The organism is Microthrixaceae bacterium (genome assembly GCA_016702505.1).
Taxonomy (GTDB): domain Bacteria; phylum Actinomycetota; class Acidimicrobiia; order Acidimicrobiales; family Iamiaceae; genus Aquihabitans.
In genome coordinates this window covers 60,903-74,429 of sequence record JADJDU010000030.1, presented here as the reverse complement: position 1 = coordinate 74,429, position 13,527 = coordinate 60,903, and the positions used below count along the sequence as shown (strand labels likewise).

General features: G+C 63.0%; 6 protein-coding genes and 3 rRNA genes. 1 reads left to right on the top strand and 8 read right to left on the bottom strand.

Features of this window, described 5'->3' with window-relative positions; genetic code table 11:
- Positions 1 to 1,140: 1,140 nt before the first annotated feature.
- The 4 genes from rrf to IPG97_17530 form a co-directional block, all read right to left on the bottom strand.
- A 5S ribosomal RNA gene (gene rrf, locus IPG97_17545) occupies positions 1,141 to 1,257 on the bottom strand.
- 75 nt (positions 1,258 to 1,332) lie between these two features.
- Positions 1,333 to 4,401: ribosomal RNA gene (locus IPG97_17540) — 23S ribosomal RNA — on the bottom strand.
- A gap of 264 nt (positions 4,402 to 4,665) precedes the next feature.
- Positions 4,666 to 6,187: ribosomal RNA gene (locus IPG97_17535) — 16S ribosomal RNA — on the bottom strand.
- Together the 16S, 23S and 5S rRNA genes form the textbook arrangement of a ribosomal RNA operon.
- Before the next feature lie 471 nt (positions 6,188 to 6,658).
- Positions 6,659 to 7,930 (bottom strand): tyrosine--tRNA ligase, encoded by a 1,272-nt coding sequence (locus tag IPG97_17530; GenBank protein ID MBK6858297.1) that lies wholly within the window; start codon positions 7,928 to 7,930, stop codon positions 6,659 to 6,661.
- A 94-nt stretch (positions 7,931 to 8,024) separates the two neighbouring features.
- Between IPG97_17530 and IPG97_17525 the strand changes: the two genes are divergently transcribed.
- Complete coding sequence (locus tag IPG97_17525; GenBank protein MBK6858296.1) at positions 8,025 to 8,573, top strand: hypothetical protein; 549 nt, start codon at positions 8,025 to 8,027, stop codon at positions 8,571 to 8,573.
- A gap of 201 nt (positions 8,574 to 8,774) precedes the next feature.
- Here the strand turns inward: IPG97_17525 and IPG97_17520 are convergent, their stop codons facing one another.
- From IPG97_17520 to IPG97_17505, 4 genes are all read right to left on the bottom strand, one after another.
- A complete protein-coding gene (locus tag IPG97_17520; protein MBK6858295.1) occupies positions 8,775 to 9,251 on the bottom strand; it encodes an NUDIX hydrolase in 477 nt (158 codons plus the stop codon).
- A 256-nt stretch (positions 9,252 to 9,507) separates the two neighbouring features.
- On the bottom strand, positions 9,508 to 10,734 hold the full coding sequence (manA, locus tag IPG97_17515; protein ID MBK6858294.1) for a mannose-6-phosphate isomerase, class I: 1,227 nt from the start codon (positions 10,732 to 10,734) through the stop codon (positions 9,508 to 9,510).
- 44 nt (positions 10,735 to 10,778) lie between these two features.
- Positions 10,779 to 12,254, bottom strand: coding sequence for an argininosuccinate lyase (gene argH, locus IPG97_17510; GenBank protein MBK6858293.1), 1,476 nt, complete (start codon positions 12,252 to 12,254; stop codon positions 10,779 to 10,781).
- Positions 12,251 to 13,468, bottom strand: coding sequence for an argininosuccinate synthase (locus IPG97_17505; GenBank protein MBK6858292.1), 1,218 nt, complete (start codon positions 13,466 to 13,468; stop codon positions 12,251 to 12,253). Before IPG97_17505 ends, argH begins: the two co-directional genes overlap by 4 nt.
- Positions 13,469 to 13,527 lie beyond the last annotated feature (59 nt).

Genomic DNA, 13,527 nt, shown 5'->3' with positions numbered 1-13,527 from the left:
CGCCTCGTTCCACTTGCCGAGCCTGTAGTACGTCAGACCAAGCAGCTCCCGAACCGCGGTTGCCTGCGGTGCCGCCTCGGCAATGGGACGGAGAAGCGAGCGCGCCTCCTCGTAACGCTCCCGTTCGAAGGCATGAGCCGCATCCCTGAGTCGATCGTTGGCCTTTTCACCCCGCGAGTTGCCCAGCGCCCTTACCAGTTCGTCGCGAGCGCTGGCCGCTCCCGTCCCCGATCCAGGCGTCCGACGTGCCCGTCCTCGCCGTTCCTTGGGCTCGAGACCTTCGGGGACGTTGGCGCGAGGTGGACGTGAGGTCCTCTTCCCAGCCGAGGACGACCTCGACGATTCGCTCCTCGTTGATCGGGATCTCTCCGAAGCGGGAGCCCCCCCAGATCGGGAACCACGTCCGGCCGCTTCCCGGCCCCGGCCGACAGCACCATTGGCCTCATCGCGAACCGACGAGTCGTCAACTCGCTGCCACACCACCGGCTTGTTCCCGGGATCAGGACGGTCATCACGCCCCTGGGCACCCGCTGCATCCCGCGAATCGACCCTACCCTCGCCAAGGCGACCAGCCCCACGGCGCCCGAGGCTCCCCCAACTCTTGGGACCGGCCACGTCGCGCCCGCGGCTGTCGACGGAGTCGTCCCGGGCGGACCCACCGCGAGACGATGAGCTCCCTCGTCCGCCGATGTTCCGTTGACCTCCTGAGCGCGTCGTCGAGTCGGGTCGCCCACCTGAACGCTTGGGTGCTCGAGAGCGATCACTCGAGCTCGTGAAGCCACGACCGCTTCGCTCCCCCTCCGAGCGCCCGCCGCCAGAACGCCCCGATCCTTGCCCCGACCGACCAGCGGCCCCAGCTCCCCCACCACGGCTCGGCCCTCCCGATGGCCCACGCGAGCCGCCTCTCGAACTTCCGGGCCCGCTCGGGCCCGAACCCCGTGCGCCAGCACCTGATCTTCCTGAAGACGATCCACGATCAGGGCGGCTACTCGATGACATAAGGCTGAGCCTAACAATCCGCCTTGTTGCAGCCTTCATCGGAACAGACGCTGCATCACCGACCCACCACGCTGCCGGGAAAGCTCGTCCGACGGCAAAAACGTGAAATGGACCCCGCCAAAGCAGGGTCCATTTCGAGAAATCCGGCGGCGACCTACTCTCCCAGGGCGAATCCACCCAAGTACCATCGGCGCAGTTCGGCTTAACTTCCGTGTTCGGAATGGGAACGGGTGTGACCCGAACGCAATAGCCACCGAAATCTGTTGTCAACGGGGTGCGCCATCCAGGCGCACAACCCTTTGAAGACTCCATAGCGAGCACGAGTTTCTTTGTAAATCCAAGCCCTCGGCCGATTAGTACCGGTCAGCTGAACGTGTTACCACGCTTACACTTCCGGCCTATCAACGTGTTGGTCTATCACGGGCCTTACCTGGTTAACCCAGTGAGGAACCTCATCTAGAAATGGGCTTCGCACTTAGATGCTTTCAGCGCTTATCCCTTCCGCAGGTCGCTAACCAGCAGTGCCCTTGGCAGGACAACTGGCACACGAGAGCTGCGTCCATCCCGGTCCTCTCGTACTAGGGACAGATTTTCTCAAGTTCCTTCCGGCTGCAGAGGATAGGGACCGAACTGTCTCACGACGTTCTAAACCCAGCTCGCGTACCGCTTTAATGGGCGAACAGCCCAACCCTTGGGACCTGCTTCAGCCCCAGGATGCGATGAGCCGACATCGAGGTGCCAAACCTTCCCGTCGATATGGACTCTTGGGGAAGATGAGCCTGTTATCCCCGGGGTACCTTTTATCCGTTGAGCGACGGCGCTTCCACACGCAACCGCCGGATCACTATGCCCTGCTTTCGCACCTGCTCGACGTGTATGTCTCGCAGTCAAGCTCCCTTGTGCCATTGCACTCGACGGCTGATTGCCAACCAGCCTGAGGGAACCTTTGGGCGCCTCCGTTACTCTTTAGGAGGCGACCGCCCCAGTCAAACTACCCACCAGACGCTGTTCCCCATCCCGATCAGGGACGTGGGTTAGAGCTCCGTCATGAGCAGGGTGGTATTTCAACGTTGACTCCACACTGGCTGGCGCCAATGCTTCCAAGTCTCCCACCTATCCTACACAACACATAACAAAACTCAACATCAAGCTATAGTAAAGGTCCACGGGGTCTTTCCGTCCTTCTGCAGCTAACGAGCATCTTTACTCGTACTTCAATTTCGCCGGGTCTGTGGTTGAGACAGTAGGAAAGTCGTTACGCCATTCGTGCAGGTCGGAACTTACCCGACAAGGAATTTCGCTACCTTAGGACCGTTATAGTTACGGCCGCCATTCACCGGGGCTTCAGTTCAGAGCTTCGCCCTTGCGGACTAACCCTTCCCTTTAACCTTCCGGCATTGGGCAGGCGTCACAGCGTATACATCGTCTTACGACTTCGCACGCTGCTGTGTTTTTAGTAAACAGTCGCTTTCCCCTGGTCTGTGCCACCCCTTCGAGCTCCGGACGCGTGGTCCTTCACCCTAATGGGGTCCTCCTTCTCCCGAAGTTACGGAGGCATTTTGCCGAGTTCCTTAACCACAGTTCTCCCGATCGCCTTGGTATTCTCTACCTGCCCACCTGTGTCGGTTTGGGGTACGGGTACCGTGCAAGCTCGCTAGAGGCTTTTCTTGGCAGCATGGGATTAGTGACTTCGCCTTAAACGGCTCGGCATTGCGTCTCAGGATTTATGAGGGCCGGATTTGCCTAGACCTCTCCCTACGCGCTTACCCCAGGACAACCATCGCCTGGGCTCACCTACCCTCCTGCGTCCCCTCATTGCTAACCGCCTTCCAGTGGGTCGGTTCGTTTCCCGAAGGAAACAGCCCCTTAGCAACCGGAACTTGGTTTGGGCGCGTACACGGTAGTACCGGAATATCAACCGGTTGTGCATCGACTACGCCTCTCGGCCTCGCCTTAGCTCCCGACTTACCCTGGGCGGATTAGCCTTCCCCAGGAACCCTTGGACTTACGGCGGAGGGGTTTCTCACCCCTCTCTCGCTACTCATGCCAGCATTCTCACTTGTATGCGCTCCACGACTGGTTTCCACCGCCGCTTCGCTGCACATACAACGCTCCCCTACCACCCACGCAAAGCGTGGATCCGCGGCTTCGGCTCTAGACTTGAGCCCCGTTACATTATCCGCGCAAGATCACTCGACCAGTGAGCTGTTACGCACTCTTTCAAGGGTGGCTGCTTCTAAGCCAACCTCCTGGCTGTCTGGGCAATCTCACATCGTTTTCCACTTAGTCTAGAATTAGGGGCCTTAGCCGGCGGTCTGGGCTGTTTCCCTTTCGACTGCGAAGCTCATCCCCCGCAGTCTCACTGCCGTTCTCTGGAGTCATGGTATTCGGAGTTTGGTTGGGGTCGGTAAGCTTGTAGGCCCCCTAACCCATCCAGTGCTCTACCCCCATGACTGAACAAACGACGCTGCACCTAAATGCATTTCGGGGAGAACCAGCTATCACCGAGTTTGATTGGCCTTTCACCCCTATCCACAGGTCATCCCCCCAGTTTTTAACCTAGGTGGGTTCGGTCCTCCACGAGGTCTTACCCTCGCTTCAACCTGCCCATGGATAGATCACTCGGCTTCGGGTCTACAGCACGCGACTAAACGCCCTATTCAGACTCGCTTTCGCTCCGGCTTCCCATCACTGGTTAACCTTGCCACGTACCGTAACTCGCTGGCTCATTCTTCAAAAGGCACGCCATCACGGCCATGACCGAAGTCATGACGACGCTTTGACTGATTGTAAACCAACGGTTTCAGGTACTATTTCACTCCCCTCCCGGGGTACTTTTCACCTTTCCCTCACGGTACTAGTTCACTATCGGTCGTCTACGTATACTTAGCCTTACGAGGTGGTCCTCGCAGATTCACGCCGACTTTCACGGTTCCGGCGCTACTTGGGATGATCGAGCGGAGGCTGAGTACGTTTCGTGTACGGGGCTATTACCCACTGCGGCGCGCTTTTCCAAAACGCTTCCACTACGCATCAACTTGGTAACTCCGTGTGAGATCTGGTGCCCTCACTCTCGAGTCCCACAACCCCGAACTGGCAACGCCACCAGGCTTTAACACCAGTCAGGTTTGGGCTAGTCCCCTTTCGCTCGCCGCTACTGAGGGAGTCACGGTTGTTTTCTTTTCCTCGGGGTACTGAGATGTTTCAATTCCCCCGGTTCCCTCTACCGGTGCTATGTGTTCACACCGGAGTGACGCCCGCTAAGGCGCCGGGTTTCCCCATTCGGAAATCCACGGTTCGTAACGCTTTCTAGGCAGCTGACCGTGGCTTATCGCAGCCGGATACGTCCTTCATCGGTAGTAGACGCCAAGGCATCCACCGTTGGCACTTTGTAGCTTGGAAGAACAAAGATGCTCGTGCTCGCTATGCAGTTCTCAAAGGGCAGATGGGCCGAAGTCGGCCCCAGAGCGCAACGATGCCCCCGCCGGATTGACCAGCGAGGGCAGGGTTGGAGCGCCCCTTCAGAGCGGAACAGAGGACGGAACGATCATCGGGCGCCGGCCCCAGGAGGAAATACCTACCACTGGTTCCGGTCACTCGAGGACCCAACTAGCACATGCTTCAACTTGGGAATTCCCTTCCACATGGGAAGGATGAACTCCTTAGAAAGGAGGTGATCCAGCCGCACCTTCCGGTACGGCTACCTTGTTACGACTTCACCCTAATCGCTGATTCCACCTTCGACAGCTCCCTCCCAAAGGGTTGGGCCACTGGCTTCGGGCGTTTCCAACTTTCATGGTGTGACGGGCGGTGTGTACAAGGCCCGGGAACGTATTCACCCCGGCGTTGCTGATCCGGGATTACTAGCAACTCCGACTTCATGGAGTCGAGTTGCAGACTCCAATCCGAACTGAGACCGGCTTTATGGGATTCGCTCCACCTCGCGGTTTAGCAGCCCTTTGTACCGGCCATTGTAGCATGTTTGCAGCCCTGGATATAAGGGGCATGATGATTTGACGTCATCCCCACCTTCCTCCGAGTTGACCCCGGCAGTCTCCTACGAGTCCCCACCATTACGTGCTGGCAACATAGGACAAGGGTTGCGCTCGTTGCGGGACTTAACCCAACATCTCACGACACGAGCTGACGACAGCCATGCACCACCTGTGTAGAACCCCGAAGGACACCATATCTCTATGGCTTTTCTCTACATGTCAAACCCAGGTAAGGTTCTTCGCGTTGCCTCGAATTAAGCAACATGCTCCGCTGCTTGTGCGGGCCCCCGTCAATTCCTTTGAGTTTTAGCCTTGCGGCCGTACTCCCCAGGCGGGGCACTTAATGCGTTAGCGACGGCACGGAGTCCGTTGAATAGACCCCACACCTAGTGCCCAACGTTTACGGCGTGGACTACCAGGGTATCTAATCCTGTTTGCTACCCACGCTTTCGCTCCTCAGCGTCAGTTCCGGCCCAGAGCGCCGCCTTCGCCGCTGGTGTTCCTCCTGATATCTGCGCATTTCACCGCTACACCAGGAATTCCACGCTCCCCTACCGGACTCTAGCCACAGCAGTATCAGGTGGCGTCTCAGGTTGAGCCTGGGGATTTGACACCCGACTTACTTAGCCACCTACGAGCTCTTTACGCCCAATAAATCCGGACAACGCTTGCCCCCTACGTGTTACCGCGGCTGCTGGCACGTAGTTAGCCGGGGCTTCTTCTGCAGGTACCGTCAATTTCGTCCCTGCTGAAAGGGGTTTACAACCCGAGAGCCTTCATCCCCACGCGGCGTTGCTGCGTCAGGCTTTCGCCCATTGCGCAAGATTCCCCACTGCTGCCTCCCGTAGGAGTCTGGGCCGTGTCTCAGTCCCAGTGTGGCTGATCGTCCTCTCAGACCAGCTACCCGTCGATGCCTTGGTGGGCCGTTACCTCACCAACTAGCTGATAGGCCGCGAGGCCCTCCCGAAGCGGAATCCATTTCCTCACCCGACCATGCGATCAGGTGGGGGTATCCGGTATTAGCTCTCCTTTCGGAGGGTTATCCCGGTCTTCGGGGCAGGTTCCTCACGTGTTACTCACCCGTTCGCCACTAGGTCTTCCGCAGTGTTGCCACTGCATGGACCTCGTTCGACTTGCATGTGTTAGGCACGCCGCCAGCGTTCGTCCTGAGCCAGGATCAAACTCTCCATCGAGATCTTCAGAAGGCCCGGCAGCGAACTGTCGGACCCTCTTCAAATCGGAGAGCCACCTCGAGGCCTGAACCTCTCGGTGACTGGCATCAGTCCAACCAACTAGCTTGTTGTTTGTCCGATGCGTAAATTGCATAATTTTTAAACGGCCGCTGCTTTGCCCGGAGGCTTCACAGCGGACGCCCGCATGTGCTTTTTCGTCCTCTATTCCGTTCTCAAGGTGCGCTCGCCTCCCCGAAAGGAGGCCGCAGTGGCAGTCGATCCCGTGGGAGCGTTGCTGCCGTGCCCGTTTCGGTCGGTCTTGCCGGCCGTGTGGGGCGAGTGATCACTTTAGGCCCTGGTCCGGATCCTGTCAACTCGGTGAGCTGCGAGGTTCTGGGGGCCGCTGGCGACGGAGATCAACCTAGAAGTGTCGAGCAGGTGAATCCAAATCGACGGCGTGTGTCCTTCGTCTCACTGGCCTCGGCCCGGTGATCAGGGCACCACTTGGACCAGTGCGACAGACCGCTTGCCCCGGCGCAGTACCACGTACCGGCTGTGTAGGAGGTGGTCATCCACCAGGGTTGCACCGACCTCGACCCGCTCGCCGTTCACGTACACGCCGCCTTGCTCCAGAGATCTACGAGCCTCGCCCTTGGAAGCGGCCAGAGATCCGGGTCTCGACAGCACGTCGATCAGGTCTACGCCGATCGACAGCTCCGAGGCCCTCACTTCGACGACCGGCACCTCGCGGGCCACCGCCTCCAGGGCATGGCTCGATGCCCCCGACACCGGAGCACCGAAGAGGATCGCTGATGCTTCCTCGGCTGCGGCCGCCTCCTCGGGGCCGTGGACCAGAGCAGTCACTTCGCGGGCGAGACGACGCTGACCCTCTCGACGACCTGGGTCGGCGAGGTGAGCCTCAGACACGGCGTTGACCTCGTCCATCGGTAAGAGGGTGAACTGAGCCAGGAACTGGGGGACCTGGCGGTCATCGGTGTTCATCCAGTGCTGGAAGAACTGGTAGGGGCTGGTGCGAACTGGGTCCAGCCATATGCGGGCACCCGTCGTTTTGCCCAGCTTCGTGCCGTCGGGTGCAGTGAGAAGCGGCCAGGCCAGCGCCCAGGCCGGGCGGCTGGTTACACGGCGAATGAGATCCACGCCTCCCAACATGTTCCCCCACTGGTCCGACCCGCCGATCTGGAGCTGACAGCCGTGCTCGTCTTCCAGCCTCAGGTAGTCGTTCGCCTGGAGAAGCATGTAGGAGAACTCGGTGTAGGAGATCCCGTGCTCGGAGGCCAGTCGGTTCTTCACCGACTCGCGGCCCAGCATCGTGTTGACCGTCACGTGCTTGCCGATGTCGCGCAGGAAGTCGAGCAAGGTGATCGATCCGGTCCAGTCCCGGTTGTCCACCAGGAGAACATCGGGGCCGACCACACGGGCGATCTGGGACTTGATGGCGGCGACGTTGCCAGCCAGGGTCGTCTCATCGAGGAGGTTCCGTTCCTCGGATCGGCCGCTGGGATCACCGATCATGCCGGTGGCCCCGCCGGCCAGTGCGATCGGTCGATGTCCAGCCTCGAGGAAGCGGCGAAGGACCAACAGGCCCAGGAGGTTCCCGACGTGAAGGCTGTCCGCCGTCGGATCACATCCGAAGTAGAGCGTGATCGGGCCCTCGGCCAGACGGGCAGCCAGCCCGTCTCGGTCGATGCACTCCTGCATCAGGCCGCGGGCTTCAAGATCAGCGAGCACGTCGTGGTCGATCATGGCCCCATCGTTCTCCGGCGGGGATGAGCAGGCAAAACGACTTGTTGCTCCCCCTGGTTGGATTGACGGCTCCACGGTGGGCGAGGCTCTGAGGGTGCCGACCACCGACGAGCCACCCCAGGTCGACGAGCCGATGTCCATGCGCTTGAGCATCGGCCGGGTCCTGGCGGTGGCGACGATGCTGGCCATCGCCCTGTTCTGGACCGTGGTCTTCTCCGGGCTGCCCAAGCGCACCAACCCCGACTATCTGGACGACCGGGCCTTTGTTTCGCGCACCGAAACCCGATGCGACGAACTCCTCGCCGATCTCGACGAGTTGCCGAACGGCTCGTTCATCGAGGATGCGAACCAGCGGGCCGATGTGCTCGTCGAGGCCACCGATCTGGTCGAGGACATGGTCGACGCCATAGAGGCTGACGCCCCGCGTGACGGAGATGACGCACTATCGGTCCAGGGGTGGATCAAGGACTGGCGCACCTACATCGAGAACCGCCGTGACTACGCGATGCGGCTTCGCACCGATCCTGAAGCCCGGCTCCTGTTGGACCAGAGCCTGGGGGGTGACTCGGTGGACAAGCCCATCGAGGTCTTCGCTGGCGTCAACGGGATTCCTACGTGTGCCACCCCGGGCGACGTCGGCTGAGCCATAGGGGCCTAGCGGATAGGTCCGGTCGTCGTCGCTGCGAGGTTGATCAGACCGAGGCTCCGCCTCGGTTTAGCCATGCCGTATTCATGGGTCGGTCCGCCTATCGGCGCACCTCCTGACCCCGCCGAACGGCAGAGCCTTGTCCGAGGCCTCGGGACAGGCGCCATTGGCCTCCGACACACCGTCTGGCTGGGTCCTTCAACCCATCAGCTGACGAGCCCGGGTCAACCCGATCTCGACCAGGCGCCGGGTACTCGCGTCCACCGAGGGGATGAGGTCATCGAGTTCGTCCGGGTCCACCCACCTGAGGCCGAGCGACTCGTGATTGGCCACCTCTGACGCTCCCGGCGGCGCAACCACCAAGAAGCGGACATCGAGGTGCAGGTGCTCGTCCTCACCGGGCGGAGCGACCCGATGGACGTCGACGTCGATGACCTCCGCCAGCACCTTCAAGCCTGTGATCCCGGTCTCCTCGGTGGCCTCCTTGAGGGCGACCGCAGCCAGGTTGGTGTCACCATCGGCGTGGCCACCGGGCTGGAACCAGCGTCTGAGCTTGCGGTGGAGCATCAAGATGGTGCGGGTTCCGGTGGCGTCGACCACCAGCGCCGATCCGGTGAGGTGAGCTTGTGGGCAGCTTCGCTCGGCGGCATCGGGGTTCATTGTCACGAAGTCCATGACCGTGCCCCGGTGGCGGTCAGCCACGGGATCAGCCAGATCCGCGCCGCCCAGGAGCGACGCCGCCAGCGCCAGGTCAACCGACGGACGAAGCGCCGGGTGGCCGGCACCGATCAGCCCCGAGGGAGCTACCGGATCGATCATGGCCCGGTCCCGTCTGGCCTGGACCCTTCCATGGTTGGTGGAGACCGAATCTCGGCCACCGGCTAGGACGTCGTTCGGGTTGGACTTCTGGGTCGCGTTCACGTCACTGGCATCAGCGGGGAGCCGCTGTCCCGACCGTGGCCCACCACAGCCGACCAGGGCCACTGACCACGAGATCACCGTGGTCCGGAGGCACGAAGACCGCTCTCCCGGCCGACAGTTCGAGGCGTCGCTCCGCGCCGGCGACGGTCACGGGCCCGGCGGTGGACAGTAGCAGGGCCGGACCCTCGGTAGCAATGGTGGTTCCGCCCGGCGATGGGTCCACCGCGGCCAGGGAGAAGGTGGGTTCGCCGCAGTCCCACGTGGTGAGCCCCGCCCTGGGGTTGGAACGTCTCGGCCGGTCCGGGACCCCGGGCTCGAAGCGCACGACTTCCAAAAGTTCGGCCACGTCGATGTGCTTGACCGTGAGCCCGCCTCGCAACACGTTGTCCGACGCCGACATCAACTCGACGCCGGCACCGCGGAGATAGGCGTGGAGGTTGCCGGCAGGAAGGTGGACGGCGTCATCGGGCTCGAGGTGGACCACCTCGCACAACAGGGGCGCCACGCAACCGGGGTCGCCGGGGTGGAAACGACCCAGTTCCACCACCCATGACCGGGGGTCGAACCAGTCCTGTGCATCACCTCCGTCCAGGTTACGTCCAGCAGCGGTGAGGGAGGCGGCGGCTTGCACGGTGGCGGCAGCCACTGCGGCCCGGCGATCGCCCTCGAGACCCAACAGCCACGCCATGGCTTCGGCCAGGGCGTCGTTGGCCCGACCACGGAGGATGTTCACCAGGGGGGCCAGATCCGCGACACCCAGCGCGTCGACCAGGTCCGCGGCGTGGTCGGGATTCCGGAAACCACAAAGGGCCCAGGTGTCGGTGAGCGCTACCAGGGCTTCGGGCTTGGCGTTCGGATCGCGATAGGTGCGGTTCGCGGCGTCGATGGGGATTCCCGCCTCCTCCTCACGGGCGAAACCGCGGCGGGCCTGGGCCTCGGAGGGGTGAGCTTGGATCGACAACGGCTCCCCTACGGCCAGGACCTTCAGCAGGAACGGGAGGGCTCGGTGGCCCCGGTCGGCCAGCTCGGGCCCGAGCCATCGGTGAGGGTCCTCGGCGATCACATCGGCGAGGGACCGACCCAAAGGGTCTCCGACCACCCTGGAGGGGGCGATGGGATGGGTACCAACCCACAGCTCGGCCTCGGGTTGGCCGGAGGGTGTGGTCCCCACCAGAGGGGCCATTCCGTTCCTGGTACCCCACGCGTAGTTCTGGATCGTGTTGTCGAGCAGGAGCATGTGCGTCGAAGCCTACGAGTCGGGCTGGGCCCGGCTCGGCCATCTCACAACGATTCGATCCGGGCCCGGTCGGTATCCAGACGGTGTCGAAAGCGCTCGAGCTGGGCGTCGACGGCTGCGGGGCCTGCCCCACCTCTGGTGGTCCGGTTCTGTACCGACACCCCGGTCGCCAGATACACGAGCGCCTCTTCGCCCAGCGAGGGATGGGCGGCCACCAGTTCGGTCATGGCGACCTGACCTTCCAGCGCGGCGCGGACGATCTCTCCGACGATGGCGTGGGCTTGTCGGAACGGGGTGCCGCCCCGCACCAGGTGCTCGGCCAGGTCGGTGGCCGCGGCGTAGGGAGAGTCGGCGGCGTTGGCCATCGCTTGGCGCTCAAAGGTGGACGTGGCCAGCAAGCCGGCCAGGGCCCCCAGGGCCAACAGGATCTGATCGACGGAATCGAACAGAGGCTCCTTGTCCTCTTGAAGGTCTCGGTTGTAGGCCAGTGGCAGCCCCTTGAGCGTTACCAACAGGCCGGTGAGGTTTCCGATGAGACGCCCGGCCTTACCTCGGGCCAACTCCGCGATGTCGGGGTTCTTCTTCTGGGGCAGCATCGAGCTGCCGGTGCTGTAGGCGTCGTCGAGCTTCAAGAAGCCGAACTCATCGGTGGCCCACATCACCACCTCTTCCCCGATGCGGGAGAGGTGGACGCCGAGCAGAGCGAGATCGAACAGGGCTTCGGCCACGAAGTCTCGATCGCTGACGGCATCCAGCGAGTTGTCGAACACGCCAGCGAAACCCAGGTCGGCCGCGGTCCCGGCCGGATCCAACGGCAAAGAACTCCCGGCCAGCGCGCCGGCCCCGAGGGGTGAGACGTCGGCACGGGCTCGGGTGGCGAGCAGGCGGTCGACGTCTCGGGCCAAGGCCCACCCGTGGGCCAGGAGGTGGTGGGCGAGCAATACCGGCTGCGCTCGCTGGAGGTGGGTGTAACCGGGGAGGTAGGCATGACCCGCCTCCTCGGCCCGTCCGAGGAGCACCTGTTGGAGGACCATCACCCGCTCGGCCACCTCGGCCAGGGCCCGTTTGGCGTAGAGCCGCAGGTCGGTGGCGACCTGGTCGTTGCGGCTACGGCCAGTGTGGAGCTTGCCTCCGGCGGGACCGGCAATCTCGGTGACCCGACGCTCGACCGCAGTGTGGATGTCCTCATCGCTGGGAACGAACACGAACGTCCCGTCGGCCAGCTCGCGTTCCACGTCGTCCAGGGCGGCCAGCACTGCGGACGCTTCGTCCCCGTCGAGGAGCTCTCCTCGGACCAGACCTCTCACGTGGGCGCGCGATCCGGCGATGTCATCTGAGGCCAACCGTTGGTCGTAGGGCAAGGAGACGGTGTAGGCCATCAGCTCGGCGGCAGGCCCGGACGCGAATCGGCCGTGCCACAGCGTCCGCTCCCCCAGCTCCCCACCCGAACCCGAGCCAGCATCCGAGCCCGCGCCGACGTCCGGGCCAGAGGCGGAGCCGGAGCCCTGGTTCTCGCTCACGACGAGAGTCCGTCGGCAGACTTGGTTCCCTGGCGGGCAGCCCAGGTCTGCACGCTGAGTCCCCACAGCCGCACGAAGCCGGCCGAGTCCTCGTGGCGGAACTGGTCCTCGGCGTCGTAGGTGGCCAGCTCGTAGTCGTAGAGGGAGTGGTCCGAGCGTCGACCTGTGACCTGGCAGGAGTTGGGCTCGAGGCGCAGCCGCACCTCGCCGGTGACGAACTCCTGGCTGGCGTCGATGAAGGCGTCGAGGGACTTCTTGAGGGGGCTGAACCAGAGGCCGTCGTAGATCAGCTCGGCGTAACGAGGTTCGAAGCGGGCCTTCTCCCGTTCCAGGTCTCGCTCCAGACAGATGGACTCCAGATCCCGGTGGGCCATGATCAGGGCCAGGGCGGCCGGGCATTCATAGGTCTCGCGGCTCTTGATGCCGACGCGGCGGTTCTCGACCATGTCGATGCGTCCCCAACCGTAGGAGCCGACCAGAGCGTTGAGCTTGGCGATGATTGCCGCCATGCCCAGGCGTTCGCCGTCGACCGACACCGGCACTCCCCGCTCGAATCCGATGACCACGTCGGTGGGCTCGGTGGCGGTCTGCTGGGTCAGCAACCACACCCCCCGGGGCGGTACCGCCCACGGGTCCTCCATCTCACCGCATTCGATGGCTCGACCCCACAGGTTGTCGTCGATCGAATACACCTTCTCCTTGGTGGCCTGGATCGGGATCTCGTGGCGGTAGGCGTAGAGGATCGAGTCCTCACGGGTCATTCCCCAGCCCCGCACGGGAGCGATCACGTCCAGATCGGGGGTCAGGGCCCGGGTCGAGACCTCGAAGCGCACTTGGTCGTTGCCCTTTCCGGTGCAGCCGTGGGCTACGGCATCGGCACCGTGAGCTCGTGCCGCCTCGACCAGGTGTTTGACGATGACCGGGCGCGACAGTGCCGAGACCAGTGGGTAGCGCCCCTCGTACATGGCGTTGGCCTTGAGGGCGGGGGCCACGAAGTTGTCGGCGAACTCTTCTCGGGCATCGACCACGATGGCCTCTACCGCACCGGCGGCCCGGGCTCGCTCGCGAACCACGTCCCAGTCATCGCTGGCCTGGCCGACGTCGACGGCCAGGGCGACCACCTCGACGCCGAGCTCGTCGATCATCCAGCGGACGGCGACGGAGGTGTCGAGTCCACCGCTGTAGGCGAGTACCACGCGCTTTGCCACGTTCATGCTTCCTTGTTCATGGGGTTGTGTTCGTTCGTGAGATCAGGGGTCGACGGTGCCGGAGA

Bases quoted from the DNA above. Each gene is read 5' to 3' on its own strand.
- IPG97_17530 (MBK6858297.1), bottom strand. From the start codon at position 7,930: ATGATCGACCACGACGTGCTCGCTGATCTTGAAGCCCGCGGCCTGATG.
- IPG97_17520 (MBK6858295.1), bottom strand. From the start codon at position 9,251: ATGGACTTCGTGACAATGAACCCCGATGCCGCCGAGCGAAGCTGCCCA.
- manA (MBK6858294.1), bottom strand. From the start codon at position 10,734: ATGCTCCTGCTCGACAACACGATCCAGAACTACGCGTGGGGTACCAGG.
- IPG97_17505 (MBK6858292.1), bottom strand. From the start codon at position 13,468: ATGAACGTGGCAAAGCGCGTGGTACTCGCCTACAGCGGTGGACTCGAC.